Origin of the sequence: Nocardioides sp. Soil796 (assembly GCF_001429525.1) — a bacterium.
GTDB lineage: Bacteria > Actinomycetota > Actinomycetes > Propionibacteriales > Nocardioidaceae > Nocardioides.
The window spans coordinates 178,458-199,363 of record NZ_LMSQ01000022.1 but is presented as its reverse complement, the minus strand read 5'-3'; the positions used below and the strand labels follow the sequence as shown (position 1 = coordinate 199,363).

The 20,906-nt window shown below is 69.0% G+C and carries 16 protein-coding genes; 9 read left to right on the top strand and 7 right to left on the bottom strand.

Annotated elements, in window-relative coordinates; genetic code table 11:
- Positions 1 to 12: 12 nt before the first annotated feature.
- A complete protein-coding gene (locus ASH02_RS24800) occupies positions 13 to 1,080 on the bottom strand; it encodes a DUF1214 domain-containing protein (RefSeq protein WP_056687281.1) in 1,068 nt (355 codons plus the stop codon).
- A gap of 185 nt (positions 1,081 to 1,265) precedes the next feature.
- Here ASH02_RS24800 and ASH02_RS24795 point away from each other — a divergent pair, with 185 nt between their 5' ends.
- The 5 genes from ASH02_RS24795 to ASH02_RS24775 are packed head-to-tail and all read left to right on the top strand — an operon-like array spanning position 1,266 to position 9,809.
- On the top strand, positions 1,266 to 2,939 hold the full coding sequence (locus ASH02_RS24795; protein WP_056687279.1) for a flavin-containing monooxygenase: 1,674 nt from the start codon (positions 1,266 to 1,268) through the stop codon (positions 2,937 to 2,939).
- On the top strand, positions 2,936 to 3,706 hold the full coding sequence (locus ASH02_RS24790; protein WP_056687276.1) for an SDR family NAD(P)-dependent oxidoreductase: 771 nt from the start codon (positions 2,936 to 2,938) through the stop codon (positions 3,704 to 3,706). The genes ASH02_RS24795 and ASH02_RS24790 overlap by 4 nt, the downstream gene beginning before the upstream one ends.
- Positions 3,703 to 5,907, top strand: a complete 2,205-nt coding sequence (locus ASH02_RS24785; protein ID WP_057295694.1) for an arylsulfatase — start codon at positions 3,703 to 3,705, stop codon at positions 5,905 to 5,907. The genes ASH02_RS24790 and ASH02_RS24785 overlap by 4 nt, the downstream gene beginning before the upstream one ends.
- Entirely contained in the window at positions 5,904 to 7,616 is a 1,713-nt protein-coding gene (locus tag ASH02_RS24780) for a thiamine pyrophosphate-requiring protein (protein ID WP_082621021.1), read from the top strand. Before ASH02_RS24785 ends, ASH02_RS24780 begins: the two co-directional genes overlap by 4 nt.
- 15 nt (positions 7,617 to 7,631) lie before the next feature.
- Positions 7,632 to 9,809, top strand: a complete 2,178-nt coding sequence (locus ASH02_RS24775) for an arylsulfatase (RefSeq protein WP_057295692.1) — start codon at positions 7,632 to 7,634, stop codon at positions 9,807 to 9,809.
- Between the two features lie 41 nt (positions 9,810 to 9,850).
- Here ASH02_RS24775 and ASH02_RS24770 read toward each other — a convergent pair whose 3' ends face one another.
- Genes ASH02_RS24770 through ASH02_RS24760 form a run of 3 tightly spaced genes read right to left on the bottom strand, consistent with a single transcriptional unit; the run spans position 9,851 to position 13,379 of the window.
- Positions 9,851 to 10,477 (bottom strand): TetR/AcrR family transcriptional regulator, encoded by a 627-nt coding sequence (locus ASH02_RS24770; RefSeq protein WP_082621020.1) that lies wholly within the window; start codon positions 10,475 to 10,477, stop codon positions 9,851 to 9,853.
- 33 nt (positions 10,478 to 10,510) lie between these two features.
- Positions 10,511 to 11,596 (bottom strand): TauD/TfdA family dioxygenase, encoded by a 1,086-nt coding sequence (locus ASH02_RS24765; RefSeq protein ID WP_057295690.1) that lies wholly within the window; start codon positions 11,594 to 11,596, stop codon positions 10,511 to 10,513.
- A gap of 43 nt (positions 11,597 to 11,639) precedes the next feature.
- Positions 11,640 to 13,379, bottom strand: a complete 1,740-nt coding sequence (locus ASH02_RS24760; protein ID WP_057295689.1) for an N-acyl-D-amino-acid deacylase family protein — start codon at positions 13,377 to 13,379, stop codon at positions 11,640 to 11,642.
- A gap of 220 nt (positions 13,380 to 13,599) precedes the next feature.
- Here ASH02_RS24760 and ASH02_RS24755 point away from each other — a divergent pair, with 220 nt between their 5' ends.
- Entirely contained in the window at positions 13,600 to 15,189 is a 1,590-nt protein-coding gene (locus ASH02_RS24755; protein WP_056889758.1) for an ABC transporter substrate-binding protein, read from the top strand.
- On the opposite strand, the gene ASH02_RS26505 is transcribed toward ASH02_RS24755, so the two are convergent.
- Positions 15,179 to 15,835 (bottom strand): TetR/AcrR family transcriptional regulator, encoded by a 657-nt coding sequence (locus ASH02_RS26505; RefSeq protein ID WP_056889757.1) that lies wholly within the window; start codon positions 15,833 to 15,835, stop codon positions 15,179 to 15,181. The two genes, ASH02_RS24755 and ASH02_RS26505, sit on opposite strands and share 11 nt — an antisense overlap.
- A gap of 52 nt (positions 15,836 to 15,887) precedes the next feature.
- Here ASH02_RS26505 and ASH02_RS24745 point away from each other — a divergent pair, with 52 nt between their 5' ends.
- Positions 15,888 to 16,703: a TauD/TfdA dioxygenase family protein gene (locus tag ASH02_RS24745; RefSeq protein ID WP_200949818.1), complete on the top strand. Its 816-nt coding sequence runs from the start codon at positions 15,888 to 15,890 to the stop codon at positions 16,701 to 16,703.
- A gap of 51 nt (positions 16,704 to 16,754) precedes the next feature.
- On the opposite strand, the gene ASH02_RS24740 is transcribed toward ASH02_RS24745, so the two are convergent.
- Together ASH02_RS24740 and ASH02_RS24735 are read right to left on the bottom strand one after the other, a co-directional pair.
- Positions 16,755 to 17,621 carry an SDR family NAD(P)-dependent oxidoreductase gene (locus ASH02_RS24740; RefSeq protein WP_156388484.1) on the bottom strand — a complete coding sequence of 289 codons (867 nt, stop codon included), beginning with the start codon at positions 17,619 to 17,621 and terminating at the stop codon, positions 16,755 to 16,757.
- Positions 17,614 to 18,060, bottom strand: coding sequence for a nuclear transport factor 2 family protein (locus ASH02_RS24735; protein ID WP_057295688.1), 447 nt, complete (start codon positions 18,058 to 18,060; stop codon positions 17,614 to 17,616). The genes ASH02_RS24740 and ASH02_RS24735 overlap by 8 nt, the downstream gene beginning before the upstream one ends.
- Before the next feature lie 141 nt (positions 18,061 to 18,201).
- On the opposite strand from ASH02_RS24735, the gene ASH02_RS24730 reads away from it, so the two are divergent.
- Together ASH02_RS24730 and ASH02_RS24725 are read left to right on the top strand one after the other, a co-directional pair.
- The gene (locus ASH02_RS24730) at positions 18,202 to 19,071 is read left to right on the top strand and encodes an alpha/beta fold hydrolase (protein WP_057295687.1); all 870 of its coding nucleotides are present in this window, start codon (positions 18,202 to 18,204) and stop codon (positions 19,069 to 19,071) included.
- A 116-nt stretch (positions 19,072 to 19,187) separates the two neighbouring features.
- A complete protein-coding gene (locus tag ASH02_RS24725; RefSeq protein WP_235539117.1) occupies positions 19,188 to 20,741 on the top strand; it encodes an ABC transporter substrate-binding protein in 1,554 nt (517 codons plus the stop codon).
- Positions 20,742 to 20,906 lie beyond the last annotated feature (165 nt).

Here is a 20,906-nt window from a genome sequence, read left to right as displayed (position 1 = left end):
CCGGGGCGCGGGTCAGAGGTTGACCACCTTGCAGGTCGGGATCGGGTTGTTGCCGCCCGACTTGACCCAGCGCAGCAGGGCCGTGCCCTCGGAGTGCCCGGCGGTGTTGACCCAGTTGCCGTAGCCGGGGTCCTTCGCCGCCACCACGATGGTCAGGGTGCCGTCGTCGTTGAGCTTCGCGGTGTGGTTGTTCAGGTGGGTGTTGGTGCGGTCGTAGTCGAGGGACTCCATCCACCAGTTCTGCAGCACGAAGTTCCAGTACTCACAGTCGGGGACCTCGGTCTCGATCACCCAGGCCTCGTCCTCGGCGAGGTTCCAGTAGCCGTGGAGGTAGAAGATCGTCGGATCGCCGCCGGCGTTGAGGAACCGGTCCTGGCCCCAGTCGGGGAGCTCGTGGGGACGGGTCATGAACAACCGGGTCCACTCGGCGAAGATCTTCGAGATGCCGGACACCTGGAGGGTGGCGGCGCGGAGCTGGTCGGCGAACTCGTCGACGTCGAGGGGTGCGTAGGGGACCTCCTCGTCGAGGAGCTCGATGGTGATCCGGGCGGGGTCGTTGTTGGGGTGGTCGACGAAGCTCTGCCGCCCGGTGAGCTTGTCGGTGCCGTCCGGCAACGGGAGCCAGGGGCCCGAGGCGGGCTTCTCCTTGCTGGCCACGAAGCTGAACCGGCCCTGGTCGTCGAGGGGGAGGGAGTGCACGTCGATCTCGCCGTGGGAGACCTGGGTCTCCTCGCTCCAGTCGCGCTTGCTCTTCGACCCGATGCTGAACACAGTGGAGTTTCCGGGGGTGCCGCTGATGCGATAGCGGTGCTCGGGGGAGACGCGCGCACTCATGTAGATGTTGTCGGGGTTGTCCGCGCCGATCTTGCAGCGCAGGTTCGGGTCGAGGATGTTGGTGAAGACCGGGTAACGCGGGTCGTTGTGCTCGATGCTGGTGAGCGTCCCGTTGCGGAGCAGCCGGATCAGGTAGCGGACCCCCTCGGCCTGGTCCAACGGGGTCAAAGGTGCGGACTCGGACTGCAGGGTGTTCCCGGCCGCGCGAAGGTTGTCGCAGAACTCGTCCCACATGGGGTTGGTCATGTCATCTCCCTGGTCGTTTCCTGCTGTCTAACCGCCGGGACTGCGCCGGTCGGAGGTCGTCCCGTTGATCGGGAGCGGTGGGCCGGCTCCCGCTGATCGGGATTCTTCGGGGGGCGACGAGCCCGCTCCCTAATGTCGGAGTCGACCACCACACACGCCCTGGGCGTCGTCCGAAAGAGGTTGGCATGCCCGACTCCTCCCGCTCCTCCACCGTCGCCGGCAACGCCGCCGGAACGCTCGACATCCTCGTGATCGGTGCCGGTTTCGCCGGCCTGTACGCCGTCCACGCAGCCCGTCAGGCCGGTCATGACGTGCTGTGCCTCGAGGCCGGATCGGGTGTGGGCGGGACCTGGTTCTTCAACCGCTATCCGGGCGCCCGCTGCGACGTGGAGAGCATCGACTACTCCTACTCCTTCGACGAGGACCTCCAGAACGACTGGAAGTGGAGCGAGCGCTACGCCACGCAGCCGGAGATCCTGTCCTACATCAACCACGTCGCCGAGCGGTTCGACCTGCTGCGCAGCATCCGCCTGGAGACACGGGTGGTCGCCGCCGACTGGGACGAGTCGGCCGCCGTGTGGCGGGTGGCCACCGACGCAGGCGAGGTGCACGTCGCCCGCCACGTGCTGTGCGCCGCGGGGTCTCTCTCGGTGCCCAACAAGCCGCCGATCCCCGGGGTCGACGACTTCGCCGGCGAGGTGCTGTTCACCTCGCAGTGGCCCGAGCCCGCACCCGACCTCGCCGGCAAGCGGGTCGGCATCGTCGGCACCGGCTCGTCGGGCATCCAGTCGATCCCGGTCATCGCGCAGGAGGCCGAGGAGCTCACCGTCTTCCAGCGCACTCCGAACTTCAGCGTGCCGGCACTGAACCGGCCGCTGACCGAGGAGGACCAGCGTCGGATCCGCGAGGAGTACCCGGAGCGACGCCGCAAGTCCCGGGTCAGCGGCGGCGGGTCGCCGTACGTCGCCCACCCGAAGAGCGCGGAGGAGTGCGACCCGGACGAGCGGACCGCAGCCCTGGAGAAGGGCTGGACCACGGGCGGCGTGCTGTTCGGCAAGACCTTCCCCGACCAGTACACCAACATCGTCTCCAACGACTACGCCCGTGACTTCGCGGTCGCCAAGATCCGCGCGATCGTCGAGGACCCCGAGGTCGCCGACGACCTGATCCCGAGCGACCACCCGATCGGCACCAAGCGGATCTGCACGGACTCGGGGTACTACGCCACGTTCAACCGCGACAACGTCGCGCTGGTCAACCTCCGCAAGGACCCGATCGAGCACATCGCCGACTGGGGCGTGAAGACCTCGGAGTCGTCCTACGAGCTCGACGTGCTGGTCTTCGCCACCGGGTTCGACGCGATGACCGGAGCCCTGACCCGCATGGACATCCGCGGTGAGGGCGGCGTGCTGCTGCGCGACGCGTGGGCCGACGGGCCGGTGACCTACCTGGGCTACCAGGTGCCGGCGTTCCCGAACTTCTTCATCCTGAACGGCCCCGGTTCGCCGGCGGTGCTGGCCAACATGGTCCTGGGCTCGGAGATGCAGGTCGACTGGCTGCTCGCCCTGATCCGCGCCGCCGACGAGCAGGGCGCCGATCGGGTCGCCGTGTCGCCCGACGTGGCGCAGGAGTGGACCACGCAGCTGCAGGAGGCGGCGGAGCAGACCCTCTTCCCGCGGGCGAACTCGTGGTACATGGGCGCCAACATCGAGGGCAAGCCACGCAAGTTCATGCTCTACCTCGGCGGCCTCGGCACGTACGCCGCCTTCTGTGACGAGATCGCCGCCGACGACTACCGAGGCTTCGAGCTGACGGCTGCGTCCGCCGCCGCCGAGCGGACTGAGCAGGTCGTCCGATGACCACGACGTCACCGGTGCTGGTCACGGGCGCGGCCTCGGGGATCGGTGAGGCGTGCGCCCGCGCGCTGGCCGAGGCCGGCCGTCCCGTCGTCCTCTGGGACCTCGACCGGACGGCGGTCACCGCGGCAGCCGACGCGCTGGCCGAGAAGTACGGCGTCGCGACGTGCGGCCAGGCGGTCGACGTACGCCGGCTCGACGACTTCGCCCACGCGTTGCACACCGCCCGCGCGGCAGTCGGCCCCCTCGGTGGGCTGGTGCACAGTGCGGGCGTGGTCGACTCGACGCCGATGACGCAGCTCACCCCCGAGGCGTGGCGACGTGTCATCGACGTCAACCTGACGTCGTACGGCTTCCTGGTCGCGGCGCTCGCGGACGACCTGCGGTCCCAGCCGGGCTCCGCCGTCGTCGGCATCGCCTCGATCAACGCCGTGGTCGGCCAGGGCACGATCCCGTCGTACACCGCCTCCAAGGGCGGCGTGCTCAGCCTGACCCGGTCGCTCGCCGCCGAGCTCGGACGTGACGGGGTGCGGGTCAACTCGGTCTGCCCGGGCTACATCGCCACGCCGATGCTCGAGCGGGTGCTGGCCGACGAACGCACCGCGGCGGCCATGTCCGGGCTCTCCATGCTCGGGCGCGTCGGCGAGTCCGCCGAGGTGGCCGCCGTCGTGCGGTTCCTGCTGAGTGAGGAGGCCGGCTTCGTCACCGGGGCGACGATCAACGTCGATGGCGGCGTGCTGGCCAACGACCACACGGCGGCCATGAGGTGACCCGACCCAACGTCGTGACGATCGTGCTCGACGACACGGGCTTCGCGCAGCTGGGGTGCTTCGGCTCCGACATCAGCACCCCCAACATCGACGCCCTGGCCGCGGACGGCCTGCGCTACAACAGGTTCCACGTCACGGCGCTGTGCTCGCCGACCCGGGCGTCGCTGCTCACCGGCCGCAACCACCACCGGGTCGGCATGGGCTTCCTGACCGACATACCGTCGCCGGACCCCGGCTACACCTGCGCCGTCCCGCCGTCGGCCGGGACCCTTCCCTCGGTCCTCAAGCAGGCCGGCTACAGCACGTTCGCCGTCGGCAAGTGGCATCTCACCCCGCGGTGGGAGGTCAACCCCGCAGGTCCCTACGACCGGTGGCCCCTGGGCCTCGGCTTCGAGCGCTTCTACGGCTTCCTCAGCGCCGAGACCAGTCAACGAACCCCGACCCTGGTGCGTGACAACTCCTACGTGCCGCAGCCGCGCACGCCCGACGAGGGCTACCACCTGATGGAGGACCTCACCGACGAGGCCATCGGGTTCATCCGGGACCAGCAACAGAACACGCCCGACAGGCCGTTCTTCCTCTACTACGCGACCAGTGCCATGCACGCCCCGATCCAGGCGCCCGAGGAGTGGGTACGCCGCTACGAGGGCGCCTTCGACCAGGGCTGGGACGTCTGGCGCGACGCGATCGTCGCCCGTCAGAAGGAGATCGGAGTCGTTCCCGAGGACGCCGAGCCGACGCCGCGCCCACCGTGGGTGCGGCCGTGGGACGAGCTGAGCGAGGAGGAGCGACGGGTCACCGCGCGCAGCATGGAGATCTTCGCCGCCTACCTGAGCTACACCGACGCCCAGATCGGACGGCTGCTCGACCACCTCCGCGAGACCGGCACCCTCGACAACACGATCGTGATGCTGATCTCCGACAACGGCACGAGTGCCGAGGGCGGCCCGAACGGCTCGTTCAACTACCACGGCCTGCACCGCGACCGGGAGGCCAACCGCGAGCTCACGTTCGCCAACGTCGAGGACCTGGGCGGTGACCGCTCCTACATGCAGTACGCCTGGCCCTGGGCCTGGGCGGGCAACACCCCGTTCTGGCTCTGGAAGAGGTTCACCGCACTGGGCGGCGTCCGCACCCCGCTGGTCGTGCACTGGCCAGACGGGTTCGGCACGCCGGGCGAGCTGCGCGACCAGTTCTGCCACGTGGCAGACCTCATGCCGACGCTGCTGGAGGCGGCCGGCGTGCCCCTCCCCGAGCAGCTCAACGGCGTCGAGCAGATATCGCTGGACGGCGCCAGCATCCTCGACTCGTTCCTGGCGCCGGAGGTGGCCGCGCCCCGCGAGACGCAGTACTTCGAGTGCGCCGGCTCGCGTTCGCTCTACCACCGTGGGTGGAAGATCCGCACCGACCATGTCGGGCCGACGCCCCTGCTGGAGCGTGAGCTGATCCCGGGCAGCCACGAGTACGACGAGGACCACTGGGCACTGTTCCACCTCGACGACGACTTTGCGGAGACGACCGACCTGTCGGCCGAGCACCCCGAGCTGGTCCGCGAGATGGTCCAGATGTGGTGGACCGAGGCGGGCCGCAACCAGGTGCTGCCGCTCAACGACGGCTACACCGGACGTCCCCAGGCGGAGCGACCGGCCACCCACCGGCAACCGGCCCGGATGACCTACCGCCCCGGGCCGGGCTCCGTCTCGGAGTTCATGTACCCCGTCCTCCATGAGGGCTTCGCGATGGCGGCGCACCTGGACGGTGGCGACGATCCCCGCAGCGGCATCATCGTCGCCGTCGGTGACTGGACCCAAGGGCTGGCCTGGTACCTGCACGACGGCCACCAGGTCGTCTCGGTCAACTACGCCGGATTCAGCCAACGTGCCGAGTCCTCGACTCCGCTGTCTCCCGGCGAGCAGGAGGTCCGGCTCAGCTACCGGCTGCGTGAAGGCGGCGGAACGTTCGAGCTCCACCAGTCAGGAACGGTGGTCGCCGAGCTCCCGGTCGACGGCCCCCTGCCCGTGCGGTGGCAGATCGGCGGCCCGGGGCTGCGGATCGGCTTCGACGCAGGCTTCCCGGTGGACGAGACCTATGCGCCGCCGTACGCCATGGAGTCAGGGGTGCTGAAGCACGTCGAGGTGGCCAGTGCGTTCGCGGACGCACGGGAGCCCGACGACGCCGACCTGGCGCGCACCCACGAATGACGCGGTCACCTGCCGCACCCGAAACGAGAGAAGGAACCATGAAGCTTGGCGCGGCGATCGCCGAGATCCTCAAGGCCGAGGGCATCGAGCTGGTCTGCGGCTATCCGCTGAACTATGTCTTCGAGTACGCAGCCGACGCCGACATCCGACCCGTGATCGCCCGAGCCGAGCGCACCGGCGGGCACATGGCCGATGCCGTCTCGCGGGTCACCAGTGGCAAGCAGATCGGGGTCTACGCGACCCAGCACGGACCCGGCATCGAGAACGGGATGGGCGCCGTCGCGCAGGCGTTCGGCGAGTCGGTGCCGATCCTGGTGCTGCCGATGGGCTACCGGCGCGACGAGGCGCACATCGCGCCGAACTTCAACTCGACGATCAGCCTGCGCTCGATCGCCAAGTCAGTCGAGCCGCTCAACGACGCCAACCAGGTCGCCGCGGTGTTCCGGCGGGCGTTCAGCCGACTGCGCAACGGGCGCGGCGGCCCGGTGGTCGTCGAGATCCCGCGCGACATGTGGTTCGAGGACGTCACCGTCCCACTCGACTACCGGCCGGTGATCACCACGCGCTCCGGCCCCGACCCCGTCGCCGTACGCCGTGCTGCGGAGCTGCTGGTCGCGGCAGAGCGGCCGGTGCTCTACGCCGGCCAGGGCGTGCACTACGCCGAGGCGTGGCCCCAGCTGAGGCAGCTCGCGGAGAAGCTGGCGATCCCGGTGACCACCAGCCTCCAGGGCAAGAGCGCCTTCCCCGAGGACCACCCGCTCGCCCTCGGCTCGTGCGGCCGGGCGGTGCCCAGGACGGTGCACCACTTCCTGCAGGAGTCCGACCTGATCCTCGGCATGGGGTGCAGCTTCACGCCGTCGGACTTCGCCACCGCGATGCCCACCGGGAGGACGGTCATCCACGCGACCCTCGACCCCGCCCACCTCGACACGGTCGTGCAGGCCGACGTGGGCCTGATCGGTGACGCAGCCCTCACCCTGGACGCCCTGCTGGCCGCGGTCGACGACCTCGTCGACGGCGACCGCGACCGGGCACCCGTCGAGGCGGAGATCAAGCGGGTGCACGACGAGTGGCTCGCCGAGTGGCTGCCGATCCTGACCTCGGACGAGAACCCGATGACGGCGTACCGGGTGATCTGGGAGCTGATCGCGGCCACCGATCCCGACAACACGATCATCACCCACGACGCCGGCTCGCCGCGCGACCAGCTCTCCCCGTTCTGGAAGAGCACGACGCCGCTGAGCTACCTGGGCTGGGGCAAGACCACCCAGCTCGGCTACGGCCTCGGCCTGGTGATGGGCGCGAAGCTGGTGCACCCCGAGAAGCTCTGCGTCAACCTGTGGGGCGACGCCGCGATCGGCTTCACCGGGCTGGAGCTCGAGACCTGCGTGCGGGAGCGACTTCCGGTGCTGTCGATCCTGTTCAACAACTCCTACATGGCGATGGAGACCAACGCCATGGGTCTTTCCCAGTCGAAGTACCAGACGATGGAGATCTCCGGCGACTACACGGCGATGGCCCAGTCGCTCGGCCTCTACGCCGAGAAGGTCACCGACCCGGCCGACATCGCTGACGCCCTCAAGCGCGGCATCGAGCAGACCGAGGCGGGTCGTCCCGTGCTGCTGGAGTTCATCACCTCCCGCGAGCTGCGTGTGTCGACCCATGGCGGCGACTCCTACATGTCGCCTGTGCCCGACAACTTCCGCTGACTGAGGAGACGGAGCATGACGTCCACGAACACCACCTCGCCCAACGTCGTCATCGTGCTCCTCGACGACGTCGGGTTCGGTGCCTCGTCGACCTTCGGCGGTCTCGTCGAGACCCCCGCCGTGGAGGAGATCGCGCGGCAGGGTCTGCGCTACAACAGGTTCCACACGACGGCGATCTGCTCGCCCACACGCGCCTCCCTGTTGACCGGACGCGACGCGCACGTCACCGGTGTGGGCACGGTGCTGAACCTCGCGAACAGCCACAACGGGTACGACGGCGTGCTCCGCGACAGCACTGCGCTGCTGCCCCGGATCCTCAAGGAGCACGGCTACAGCACGGCGTGCATCGGCAAGTGGCACCTCACCCCGCCGTGGGAGTGCTCGCCGGTGGGGCCGTTCGACCGCTGGCCCACGGGTCGTGGGTTCGACACGTTCTACGGGTTCCTGGGCGGTGAGACGCACCAGTACGAGCCCACCCTGTTCGAGGGCACCCGGTCCGTTCCGCGACCCGAGGGCGACGACTACCACCTCACCGAGGACCTGGTGGACCGCTCGATCGACTGGATCCGGATGCAGCAGTCCGTGACGGGTGACAAGCCGTTCTTCCTCTACCTCGCTCCGGGGGCGACGCATGCGCCGTTGCACGTGCCGGGGGAGTGGAGCGAGAGGTACCGCGGAAGTTTCGCCCAGGGCTGGGACGTCGTCCGCGAGGAGATCCTCGAACGCCAGAAGGCGCTCGGCGTCGTGCCCCAGGACGCGGTGCTGACTCCGCGGCCGGACTCGCTCCCGGCGTGGGACTCGCTCAGCACGGACGAGCGGGCCGTGGCCGAGCGGCTGATGGAGGTGTACGCCGGGTTCCTGGAGCACACCGACACCCAGATCGCGCGGCTGGTCGACGCCCTCAAGGAGGACGGCCAGTTCGAGAACACGATGTTCGTCTACGTCGTCGGTGACAACGGCAGCAGTGCCGAAGCGGGAGTGGCCGGCAGCATCAGCTACTCCGCGGCCCTCCAGGGGCTGGCCGAGACGCTGGAGCAGCAGGTGGCCGGCCTCGACGAGATCGGTGGGAAGAGGTCGTACCCGCAGTACCCGGCAGGGTGGGCGTGGGCGATGACCTCGCCGTTCCAGTGGGTCAAGCAGGTGGCCTCGCACTTCGGGGGGACCCGCAACCCGATGGTGGTGTCCTGGCCTGCGGGCATCAAGGATGCCGGTGGTCTGCGCACCCAGTTCTCGCACGTGAACGACGTGGTGCCGACGATCCTGGAGGCGGCCGGCATCGAGGCGCCGAAGGTGGTCAACGGGGTCGAGCAGTCGCCGATGGACGGCACCAGCCTGGTCTACACCTTCGCGGATGCCGACGCTCCCGAACGCCACACGACGCAGTACTTCGAGGTCTTCGGGCACCGCTCGATCTACCACGAGGGCTGGATCGCCTCGGCCTTCCACGGGCAGGCGCCGTGGACCCCGCGCTTCAAGGACGGCGAACCGCGCCGCGACTACGACTTCGCGACCGACTCCTGGGAGCTCTACGACACGACTCGCGACTTCAGCCAGGCCACGGATCTCGCGGCGACCGAGCCGGAGAAGCTGGCCGCGCTCCAGGAGCTCTTCGTGGCCGAGGCCGAGCGGGTCAGCATCCTGCCGTTGCGCGACGCGCGGTCCACCCGAACCCCGATGCCGAACCTCGCGGCCGGCAGGAACGAGTTCGTCTATCGCGGGCCGGTTGGCCTGCCGGAGACCGATGCACCTCCGTTCGGTGGCCGGTCCTGGCAGTTGCTGGCCCGCTTCGGTGTGGGCAGCACGGCGTGCCGCGGCGTCCTGGCGTCGATCGGAGGTCACTCCGGCGGTTGGAGTCTGCGCCTCGATGAGGACGGTCGCGTGGTCTTCCACGTCCGGATCTTCGAGCGTGACGCGTTCATCCTGACGAGTCCCGCACCTCTGGCGCCCGGGCAGCACGAGGTGCTGCTGGAGTTCCGATACGACGGCGGTGGGCGCGGCAAGGGTGGAGAGTTCAGCCTGGTCGTCGACGGCTCGACCGTGGGTGTCGACAGGATCTCCGCCACCCCACCCGGCTACTACTCGATCGACGAGCTCTTCACGATCGGGTTCACCTCCGGCTCTCCCGTTGCCGACCACCCCGAGCGGTATCCCTTCACCGGGGAGCTGGAAGAGATCCGGATACGGGTCGAGTAACCCACCTGAGAACGGTACGTCGTACGCACCTCGGTGACCCGTCAGCTCGGGTCGGCCTCGTCGGTGGTCGGGAAGACGCCCCGACGGACGAGCGCGTAGACGGCCAGGGTGAGGTCTTCGTCGGACTGGTCCTCGAGGCCGGTGATGTCCCTGACGAACGAACCGAAGAGCCCCCAGCCGAGGGCCGCGCTGGTCAGTGCGGCGACCTGCACGCGGGACGCGACGTCGTCGCCTCCCGCGTTCTCGGCGATCCGTCGGGCCAGCTCGTCCATCGCGGGGGAGCGCCCCAGGATGGCCGCGGGGTCGCGACCCTCGAGGATGCTCCGGGCCACCATCCGGACGTACTCCGAGCTCTTCGGCCGCATCAGGATGGCGATCGCGTCCTCGGTGCTCGCAGCCGCGCTGAACTGCTGGGCGTAGTCGTCGGACGACCTCTGGAAGACCAGTTTCAGCAGGTCGTCCTTGGTGCCGACGTACTGATGGATCAGCCCGTAGTTGACCCCAGCGGCCCGGGCCACCTCGCGCAGTGACACTGCGGCGGGGCCGCGACTCGCGAAGAGGGGCCGGGCCGCCTCGACGAGGAGCTGGACCACCCGGGCGCGCGCCTGCGACTCCTCGCCGGGCCGGGATGCGCCCGAGAGGCCTGTGCTGGTGGGGGTTTCAGCCATCCACGAAGCCTAGATGAGCCCGGCTCATGTCTCTCACACGGCAGCCGCCTGCTTCGCGGTGACCTCGGCCATGTACGTCTCCGGCAGCTCCATGAACGGGGTGCGGAACCGCGCCCACAGCGGCAGGTCGTCCATCGAGTAGATGTCCTGCTGGTTGGCGGGCCGACGCGGCCAGGAGGGGATGTTCACCCAGAGCCGCATCAGGTGCCGGCGTCGGTTGACGTCGTCGTGGTCGACGTACGGCGTACGTCCGTGGACGATCAGCCGGTTGTTGAGGAACTGGATGTCGCCCGGCGCGATGCTCATGTCGAGGTAGAACTCGGGGGAGGCCGAGAGCTCGCAGAAGAGGTCGAGTGCGGCCTCCTGCTCCGGAGTGATGCCGAAGTGCCCGGCCCGGGCGGCGTCGCGGGTCTGGGCGACGTGGACACACGAGCTGAACTCGCCGTCGGCGCGGGCGAACAGCGCCACGTTGTCGGACGTGACGATCTTGCCGTCGCCGCGCTCGGCGTCCATCTGGCCACGCATCACCGGCATGCCGGCGTACAGCACCCTGGCCAGCTCGGGGTTCGTCTCGACCATGCGGTCGTGCACGGCCGCGGCGCTGGCGATGCGGCTGGCGCCGCCCTCCTTCGCCGCACGCAGGCAGAGCAGCGAGACGACGTCGTGGCCGTCGCAGTGCATGTTCATCGACTGCGCCGACCGGTAGCCGCGCACCTTCTCGTCGACCAGGTCGGCCACGTTCAGCACGTGGCCCAGGACCTCGCCGTTGCCCGACTGGGGGATGACGTCGCCGAGGTGGGCGCCCAGGCCGCAGTAGATGCGGGCCAGGTCGTCGTCGCCGTACTGCTCGCGGGAGAGCCCACGGATCAGCACGAAGCCGCGGCCCGTCCGGAGCTCGTCACGCAACCGGGCAAGGAGGTCCCCGACGCCGGGCAGCGGGAACGTGGCTGCGGTGATCTCGGTGAGGTCGAGCTCGCCATGGCCCTTGAGGGCCGTGAGCGCCGCGTCGATCTCGGTGAGCTCGTCGTCGGACAGCTGCCACAGGCCGTCCTGGCGGTAGTCCAGGGTGCTGCCGAGCCAGGCGGAACGGCCGCCGACGGGGGTGAGGGTGTCAGTCATGGTTCTCTCCAGAGGGTGGGCTTGCGGGAAGGGTGAACAGCGGTCAGGCGGGAGCGGACGTCAGTGCGGATTGCGGGCCCCGGACCAGGCGACCCGGCAGGGCGCCGGTGGGCTGGCCGTCGCGGGTGACGACGGTGCCGCCCACGACCGTGGCGGTGTAGCCGCGCGCGTCCTGCATCAGGCGCCGGCCACCGGCGGGCAGGTCGCGTACGACGCGGGGCAGGTCCAGGCCGAGCGCGTCGAGGTCGATGACGTTCAGGTCGGCGCGATGCCCCGGAGTGACCAGGCCGCGATCGTGCAGGCCCACCATCTCGGCGGACCGCCTGGTCATCAGGTGGATCAGATGGGGCAGCGAGAGGCGCTCGCCCTGGTGGCGGTCCCGACCCCAGTGCGTGAGCAGGTGCGTGTAGATGCTGCCGTCGCAGATGACTCCCAGATGGGCGCCGCCGTCACCCAGACCGGGAACGACGTGCTCGTTGAGCAGCATCTCGCGGCACGGCTCGAGCGAGAAGTCGGCGTAGTTCGAGAACGCCAGGTAGAGGATGTTGCGGCCGTCGCGCTCGAGAAGCCTGTCGTAGACCAGGCTCTCGGGGGAGACGCCCAGCCGGCGGGCCTGTGCGCCGATGCTGGACTCCTTGGCGGGCTCGTAGTCGAAGTCCTCGCCCATCTCGAAGAGCTGGTCGAAGTCGCGCACCCGCATCCCCATCGCCATGTCGGGGTCCGGGTCGTTGGTCTCGCCGAGGATGCGCTCCTTCACCTCGGGCCGGCGCAGCTCGCGGACCCGGTCGGCCAGTGGCAGGTCGGCCATCGCGAGGTAGGTCGGCGTCGAGTAGAACGGACTGAGGGTCAGCTCGAGACCCAGCAGCACGCCCAACGGCCGCGGCAGGATCTGCAGGGTGCCGGTGCCGCCGGAGGCGTTGAACGCGTCGAACTTGTCGAGGATCGTGCGCCAGATCCGGGGATTGCCGTGGCTCTGCACCAACGCCATGCTGAACGGCCGGTTCGACTCCTTCGCGCGACGCAGGCCCATGTCGAGCACCTGCTCCCAGTCGTCGTTGTACTCGATGACGAACTGGATCAGCCCGGCCCCGGCGCGATCGAGGGCAGCGGCCAGTCCGGCGTACTCCTCCTCGGTCGCGGCCAGGGTCGGTGTGAGCTGGCCGTCGCTGGAGCGGTGGAACATGGTCTGTGAGGTGCCGAACCCGAAGGCGCCTGCGCGCACCGACTCCTCGAGGATCTCGCCCATCTGCCGGATCTCGTCGGGAGTGGCCGGCTCGCGGGAGTAGGCCCGCTCGCCCATGACGTAGGTGCGCAGGGCGGCGTGCGGGACGTAGCTGCAGATGTCGGCGTCGAACTCGCGACTGCTCAGGAAGTCGAGGAACTCGGGGTAGCTGGTCCACTGCCAGTCGACGCCCTCCTTGAGCACGACGTTGGGGATGTCCTCGACGCCCTCCATGAGCCTGATCAGCAGGTCGCGGTCCTCGGGCTTGCAGGGCGCGAAGCCCACACCGCAGTTGCCCATCACGACCGTGGTCACTCCGTGGTTGGTCGAGGGCACGAGGCGGTTCTCCCAGGTGGCCTGGCCGTCGTAGTGCGTGTGTACGTCGACGAAGCCCGGCGTGACGAGCTGGCCGCGTGCGTCGATCTCCTCGCGGCCCGAAGCGGTGACCTCACCGACCTCGACGATGACGCCGTCACGGATCGCGACGTCGGCCTGTCGCGGGGGTTCGCCGGAGCCGTCGATGACGGTGCCGTTGCGGATGACGAGATCAAGTTCGGACATCTCTGCCTCTCTGTTTCGCACGGTCGCGCAGAAGTCTCACTGGGTGGGTCGAGAACTGAGATTAGCCGCATGGCTAGAACTTTGGCAAGCGTTTGCAACTTTCGCGGATCTCGCCTGTTGACAGGGGGTTCGGCGCCAAGGATATTGACGACCAAGCAAACGCTACCTTCGCCGAACGGCCGTAACGGCCGAGCGATCCCCCCATCAAGGAGTCGAAAGAATGCCGGACCAGAAGACCCTCTCGCTGCGGCGCCGACCGGGGCTCGTCCTGGGCGTGGCCCTCGGGCTGCTCGCCCTGCTGCTCACCTCCTGCGGCTCGAGCGCGAACACGTCAGGAGACGGGGAGATCGACAGCTCGGCGACGCTGCGGCTGACCTACACCGGCGTGCAGACCCTCGACCCGGCGACGACGCCGGGCTCGACCGCCGTGCTCTCCAACACCTGGCCCGTCTACGACCGGCTCCTCCAGATCTCCGAGGACGGCGAGTACCTCCCGATGCTGGCCACCAAGTGGACGTTCTCGAAGGACGGGCTGACCCTCCGCCTGGACCTGCGTGACGGGGTCACCTTCTCCGACGGAACCCCGTTCACCGCCGACACGGTCAAGGCCAACATCGCGCGCTACCGGGGCGAAGACGTCAGCAAGAGCGCCACCGCGATCATCAAGGACGTCGAGGTCGTGGACGAGCATGCCGTCGACCTGCACCTCGCCTCGCCGAGCCGGGCCGTGCTGGGCTCCCTGGCCGCGGCAGCGCCGGGCATCATGATCAGCGAGAAGGCGCTCGACAACCCGGACCTCGGCACCAACCCGGTCGGCAGTGGTGCCTGGGTGATCGACAGCTTCCGCCCGGCGGAGCGGGTCACCTACAAGCTGCGCAGCGACAAGGACGGCATCTGGGACAAGGAGACCGGCAAGGTCGCCAAGGTCGAGATCGCGGTGCGCACGACGTCGACGGCCTTCGCGGCCATCCGCAGCGGTCAGGTCGACGTCGTCCTGTCGGGCGGTGACGTCAGTGAGCTGAAGTCCGGGATCGACCAGGGCACGTTGAAGATCCGCCCGCTGAAGAACGCCTCCACCACCGCTGCGCTTCACCTGAACCAGACGGTCAAGCCGTTCGACGACGTCCGGGTCCGGCAGGCGGTCAACTACGCCATCAACCGCAAGCCGCTGGTCGATGCCCTGGTGCCGACCACCACCGCGCGCGTCCAGCCGATGGCCTCGGTGGTCAACGGCTTCGACGAGTCCCTCGAGTCGACGTACTCCTATGACCCGGACCGGGCGCGGGAGCTGCTGAAGGAGGCTGGCCACGAGAACGGTGTCGACGGCGGCACCTTCTACGTCGCCAACTACGAGCCGTTCCCCGACGCCGCGCAGGTCGTGCAGGCAGACCTGGCCAGCGTGGGCATCAAGGTCGACCTCGAGCTCTACGACATCCGCCAGCTCTCGAGCGGGACGTACGGCGACAGCGATCGTCCCGGCGCGTTCATGTTCATGTCCTACCCGAGCCTGGAGCCGGGGGTCGCGCTCAGCCAGTTCCTCGAGAACCCGCTGGTGTTCCCCGGTGGCGTGCCTGCCGAGGTGGGCACGCAGATCGCCGCCATCGATGACTCGACCGCCACGCAGGAGGAGCGGGCCGGGCGTGCCGGTGCCGTGGTCAAGTGGGCCACCGACCAGGCGCTCTACGCACCGTTGTGGCAGGGCGTTCCCGGGTGGGTGATGACCAACAAGGTGCACGGTGTCGAGGACGGCAAGGCGTTCCTCGCGCCGCTGGGTGGCCAGGACTTCCGCTACGCCTGGATCAGCAAGTAGCTGACCCGCCCAACACGTCGACGACGGCGCGGAGCAGCACCTCGACGGTGAGGTGCGCTTCCGCCGCGTCGGCGTTGCCGTCCTCGAGACGCTGCTCGAGATCGGCGAGTGAGCGGGTCACCATCACCTGGACGAGGCGCAGCCGCTCCTCGCGCACGTCGTCCGGCACCCCCGACAGGTGTGACGCCATCAGGCGCCGTACCTCCTGGGAGCTGTGGCTGTGGCGGTCGTCGAACGGCTCGAAGTCGCGTCCGCGACCGAGGTAGCGGTCGATGAACCGCGCGTAGGCGCTGTCGCCGCGTGAGTCGATCACGAGGTCGGCCAGGGGCGTGACATAGGCATCGGCGAGGTCGGGCAACGACGGGCTCTCGTGGGTGGCGAGCAGGCGGCTGCGTTCCTCCTGGAGCGGCACCAGTCGCAGGTCGTAGAGCGCCCGGATCAGCCCCTCCTTGGTGCCGAAGTGGTACTGCACGGCGGAGTTGTTGCGCTGCCCGGCGCGCTCGCCGATCTGTCGCAGGGACACGAACTCGACCCCACGCTCGGCGAAGAGGCGTTCGGCCGCGAGCAGGATCGTCGTGCGGGCGTCGGTGGTCACCGGCGTGTGCTCCTTGTCAGTGGGACGGCCGTGCTCGGCCGCATCGGTCACGCCTACGTTGCGTTTAAGACACTACGTCTTACTTGCCCTCCAGGAGGAAATCGTGAGCCACCCGTCCCTGACCGTCACTCGCCTGACCCACTCCATCGGTGCCGAGATCTCCGGCGTCGACCTGGCCGCGGGCGTCGAGCCCGCCGTCGCCAAGGAGCTCGTCGACCTGTTCCACGAGCACCAGGTGCTGTTCTTCCGCGACCAGCAGCTCGACGACGTCTCGCACCGCGACTTCGCCAGGAACTTCGGCCCGCTGCAGCACTTCGCGTTCCTGCCGCCGGTCTCCGCGGACGTGCCCGAGGTGCACGCAATCGACATCGACGGCGCCAAGCCGAAGACCGCCAACGCCGATATCTGGCACTCGGACGCGACCTTCCTGGAGGAGCCGCCGCTCGGTTCGATGCTGCGCGCGGTGATCCTCCCCGACGTCGGCGGCGACACCCTCTGGGCCTCGATGTACGCCGCCTACGACGCCCTGTCGTCGCACGTGCAGCGCCTGATCGAGGGGATGACCGCCGTGCACGACTCGTCCAACTCGACCAGCCACGCACGCAAGAGCGTGAATGCCGACTACCAGCCCGTCCACCACCCGGTGGTGCGCACGCACCCGGTGACCGGTCGCAAGGCGCTGTTCGTCAACAAGACGTTCACGACGCGGCTCGACGGAGTGACCGACCGCGAGAACGAGTCGCTGCTGCCGATGCTGACCGACCACGTGCGGTCTCCTGACTTCCAGGTGCGCTTCCACTGGACCCCCGGTTCGGTCGTGTTGTGGGACAACCGCTGCACGCAGCACTACGCCGTGGCCGACTACGCGGGCCGCCGTCGCATGCACCGCGTGGTCATCGACGGTGACGCGCCGGCGTGAGGTGGATGGGCCTCCGCGACCGGGGCCGGGAACGGTCCCGGTCGCGCGGGCTCAGATGACCGCCGTGCGACGCGCGATCTCCTCCGCCACGTTGGCGCTCGGCGGTGTGCGGTCGGTCAGCATCGCGGCCCGCCGGGCGGCGATCTCGGCGAACCGCTGGGGGTGGGTCGCCACCCAGAACTGCCGATCGGCCACACCCAGCAGGATCCGCCGGGCGGCGACCTCCGGGGTGATGCCGTCGTCGCGGAGGTGCCCGCGCATCGTGTCGAGCATCTCCTCGGTGGCCGCCCGGTCGACGGTGTCGGTCAGCGCATCCTCGAAGATGCGGGTCCGCACGGCGGCCGGGCAGGCCACAGAGACACTCATCCGCGGGAACTGCTCGGCGGCCTCCAGGTACAAGCACTCGGTCATCGCAAGCACAGCGTGCTTCGAGGCGTGGTAGGCCGCATTCATCGGGCTGCTGCTGACCGCGGCGACCGACGCCACGTTCGCGACGTACGTCGACCGCGGGCTGGCGCCCATCCGCGGCACGAAGGAACGGATCCCGTGGAAGACGCCGTCCGCGTTCACCCGCTGCATGCGCTGCCAGGTCTCGGGGGAGGTCTCCCAGATGCGACCCACGGACTCGATGCCGGCGTTGTTGACCAGCAGCTCAACCGAGCCGTAGGTGTCGAAGGCGGCCTCGGCCAGCGCATCCACCGCCGCGGCATCGCGGACGTCGGTGGGCACGGCCAGCACGTCGGCCCCGAGGGCGGCGAGCTCACCGGCCACCTCGTCGAGCCTCGCGGCGTCCAGGTCTGCGACGACCACCTTCATGCCGAGGTCTGCGGCGAGGTGGGCGAGTCCGGCGCCGATGCCGCCACCGGCTCCGGTGATCACGGCGGTCCCGCCGCCGAAGGTCTCGCGCAGGTCAGTCATCACTGCCTCGCAGCACCGCGAAGTCACCGAGCGTGATCTGCATGTCGAACGTCCGCAACGCGAGCCGCCAGCCGTCCGTGGTGCTCACCCAGCGGTCGTCGTACTCGCCCATGCACTCGAAGAAGGAGCCGGCCATCGGGCCGGCGCCGACGTGGTGCACCCGGGCATAGGCGAGGGTGCGCGCACCCCCCTCGGTGAACTCCACGCGCAGGTTGCCGATCAGGTGCTGGGTCGGGCCGACGCCGTCGAGGTGGGCCCGCATCTTGACGATCGTGTCGTCGCGACCGGTCGCGCCGTACCCTGATCCGTCGTCGGCGAACGTGGCCCGCACGGTGTCCCAGTCGCGGGTGTCGATGGCCTTCTGCAGGCCGAACAGGGCCTCCGCGAGCTCGTCCTTCGCAGAGTGGAGGTCGGCTCCAGATCGCTGGACTGCTGTCATGGGTGTGCTCCTCGGGTGGGTCCGGTCGGATGCTCCGGTTCTATGCGAGCGTGGAGCCGCGGACGCGATCAGTCCCGTTGAGTGGTTCCGGTGGTCGGGACCCTGCGCCGGTCCGGATCGCCTCGTCGCTAGGTTCGCGACATGACCGAGCTGACTCACGAATCGACCCTGCGCGAACTGTCCACGGACCAGGGCGTGCTGCGCTACCACGAGGCCGGAGAGGGACCGCCGCTGCTGATGCTGCACGGCTCCGGGCCCGGTGTGACCGGCTGGCGCAACTACCGCGGCAACCTCGCCCGGTTCGCCGAGCACTTCCGCTGCCTGGTGCTGGAGTTCCCCGGCTTCGGAGTCAGTGACGGTGCCGACGTCCACCCGATGGCGGCCGCCGTACCCGCCGTGGGGGCGTTCCTCGACGGGCTCGGCCTTGACCAGGTCGACCTCATCGGCAACTCGATGGGCGGCATCGTCGGCACGCAGTTCGCCATGGCCCAACCCGACCGGGTCCGCCGACTGGTCACCATCGGCGGCATGGGCCGCAACATCTTCAGCCCCGGCCCCGGTGAGGGCATCAAGCTCCTGATGGAGTTCACCGACGAGCCCACCCGCGAGCGCCTCGTGAAGTGGTTGCACTCGATGGTCTACGACCCGGCCATGGTCACCGAGGAGCTCATCGAGGAGCGGTGGGAGCAGGCCACCGACCCGGCGACCCTCGCCAGCGCGCGAAAGATGTACTCCACGGCGGCGATGACCGCGAACTTCAAGGCGGCCGCTGCGTCGGACGAGGCGCCGTACTGGGCGAAGCTGCACAAGATCAAGGCGGAGACCCTGATCACCTGGGGGCGTGACGATCGGGTCAGCCCCGTGGACATGGCTCTGCTGCCGATGCGCACCATCCCGCACGTGGAGCTGCACGTGTTCCCCAACTGCGGGCACTGGGTGATGATCGAGCAGAAGGTGGCCTGGGAGAGCGCCGTTCTCGCCTTCCTGACGCGCGACGCTGCCGGTCGATGATCCCCTCGCTCCCGGTCACCGGGACGCGGCGTTGTGGCTCGTGGTAGCGGCTTAGGTTCCTCCTACCCACATTCAGTGGCCGGGGAATGCGAGAGAGGACAGTGATGAGAGTCACTTTGGCTACACACAAGATCAAGGGGGCGGTGGTGGCAGTCGCGGCGGGGGCGATGCTGCTCGCCGGCTGCGGCGGGGGCACGAATGCCGCTGGCAGTGGGGAGAACGACCCGGACGCGACACTCCGCATCATGTACGGCATGGCCGCGTCCCTCGACCCGGTCGATGCTCCGGAACCGGCGCAGCTGACCTTCTCGACCTGGCCGGTCTACGACACGTTGCTCACGATCGGCGACGACTCCACCTACCAGCCGATGCTGGCCACGGAGTGGAAGTTCTCCGCCGACGGCAAGACGCTGTCCCTCACCCTCCGCGACGGGGTCACCTTCAGTGACGGCACGCCTTTCGACGCCGCGGCCGTGAAGGCGAACCTCGAGCGCTACCTGGCCGCCGACAAGTCGGCCGTGCAGATCGCACTCGGCTCGGTGGCGAGCGTCGAGACCACCGGAAAGCTCACGGTGGACGTGAAGCTGAAGGCGCCCAACACGGCGATCCTGTCGGCCCTGGCCAGCAACCTGGGCGGCATCATGATCTCGCCCAAGGCGCTGAAGTCGGGCGACCTGAAGAGCAAGCCCGTCGGCACCGGCGCCTACACGATCGAGTCGTTCAAGCCCGGCGAGGAAGCCGTCTACGTCCGTCGTACCGACGCCGGCGCGAAGTGGGACCCCAAGACCGGCAACGTGGCGAAGGTCGTGATCAAGAAGATCGCCAGCGACGACGCGAAGTACAACGCGCTCAAGAGCGGCCAGATCGACGTGACCACCTGGACGGGTGACCCGACCGTCTTCACCAAGGGTCAGGTGCAGACCGTCGCCCTCGACACCGCGCTCAACCTGGTCGGGATGTACTTCAACCCGAAGGTCAAGCCGCTCGACGACGTCAAGGTGCGCCAGGCGATCAACATGGCGATCGACCGCAAGGGCATCACCGAGGCGTTCGGCCCCGAGAACGAGGCCCGCGTGCAGCCGTGGCCCAAGGGCCTGGGTGGCTTCGAGGACTCTCGTGAGGAGCAGTACACCTTCGACCCGAAGGCCGCCAAGGACCTGCTGGCCGAGGCCGGCTACCCGGACGGGTTCACCATTCCCGGTGAGTTCCTGACCAACAACGCCTCCAACATCGACAAGATCAGCGAAGTGGTGCAGGCGAACCTGGCCGACATCGGGATCAAGTTCGAGCTGCGCCCGATGGACATCCTGTCCCAGATCACCGGGTACGCCGAGGGCGACTACTCGGGTCAGTTCATGTACATGTCGCTGCCGTCGATCGACAGCTCGGCCTGGCTGCAGCGCCTCTTCGCGAACCCGGTCTGGTCTCCGGCGGGCCCGTCTCCCGAGATGACCGCCCTGATGGCGGGCGTCGAGGACCCGACCCTCAGCGACGACGAGCGTGCCGCCAAGGTCAGCAAGGCCGTGCAGTACGCAACCGACAACGCGCTCTACGCCCCGATCTTCCAGGGTGTCGGCGGACTGGCGGCCTCGAACAAGGTCACCGGTCTCGACGTGCTCCCGTCGCAGAGCGGCGTGGCCAACCTGCGTTACCTGGGCATGACCAAGTAGCTCACGCACCACGCCACGGGCCGGTCGATCCTCGGATCGACCGGCCCTTGGTGTGTGCATGTGTTCCCGGTCACCGGGATGTGTCGTGGGGCACTTCCTGGGCGGCCTAATTTCCAGGTACCACATCCGGTGGCGGGGAACGGCAGAGAGGTCAGTGATGAGAGT

Bases quoted from the DNA above. Each gene is read 5' to 3' on its own strand.
- ASH02_RS24800 (WP_056687281.1), bottom strand. From the start codon at position 1,080: ATGACCAACCCCATGTGGGACGAGTTCTGCGACAACCTTCGCGCGGCC.
- ASH02_RS24795 (WP_056687279.1), top strand. From the start codon at position 1,266: ATGCCCGACTCCTCCCGCTCCTCCACCGTCGCCGGCAACGCCGCCGGA.
- ASH02_RS24790 (WP_056687276.1), top strand. From the start codon at position 2,936: ATGACCACGACGTCACCGGTGCTGGTCACGGGCGCGGCCTCGGGGATC.
- ASH02_RS24780 (WP_082621021.1), top strand. From the start codon at position 5,904: ATGACGCGGTCACCTGCCGCACCCGAAACGAGAGAAGGAACCATGAAG.
- ASH02_RS24775 (WP_057295692.1), top strand. From the start codon at position 7,632: ATGACGTCCACGAACACCACCTCGCCCAACGTCGTCATCGTGCTCCTC.
- ASH02_RS24770 (WP_082621020.1), bottom strand. From the start codon at position 10,477: ATGGCTGAAACCCCCACCAGCACAGGCCTCTCGGGCGCATCCCGGCCC.
- ASH02_RS24765 (WP_057295690.1), bottom strand. From the start codon at position 11,596: ATGACTGACACCCTCACCCCCGTCGGCGGCCGTTCCGCCTGGCTCGGC.
- ASH02_RS24760 (WP_057295689.1), bottom strand. From the start codon at position 13,379: ATGTCCGAACTTGATCTCGTCATCCGCAACGGCACCGTCATCGACGGC.
- ASH02_RS24755 (WP_056889758.1), top strand. From the start codon at position 13,600: ATGCCGGACCAGAAGACCCTCTCGCTGCGGCGCCGACCGGGGCTCGTC.
- ASH02_RS24740 (WP_156388484.1), bottom strand. From the start codon at position 17,621: ATGACTGACCTGCGCGAGACCTTCGGCGGCGGGACCGCCGTGATCACC.
- ASH02_RS24735 (WP_057295688.1), bottom strand. From the start codon at position 18,060: ATGACAGCAGTCCAGCGATCTGGAGCCGACCTCCACTCTGCGAAGGAC.
- ASH02_RS24730 (WP_057295687.1), top strand. From the start codon at position 18,202: ATGACCGAGCTGACTCACGAATCGACCCTGCGCGAACTGTCCACGGAC.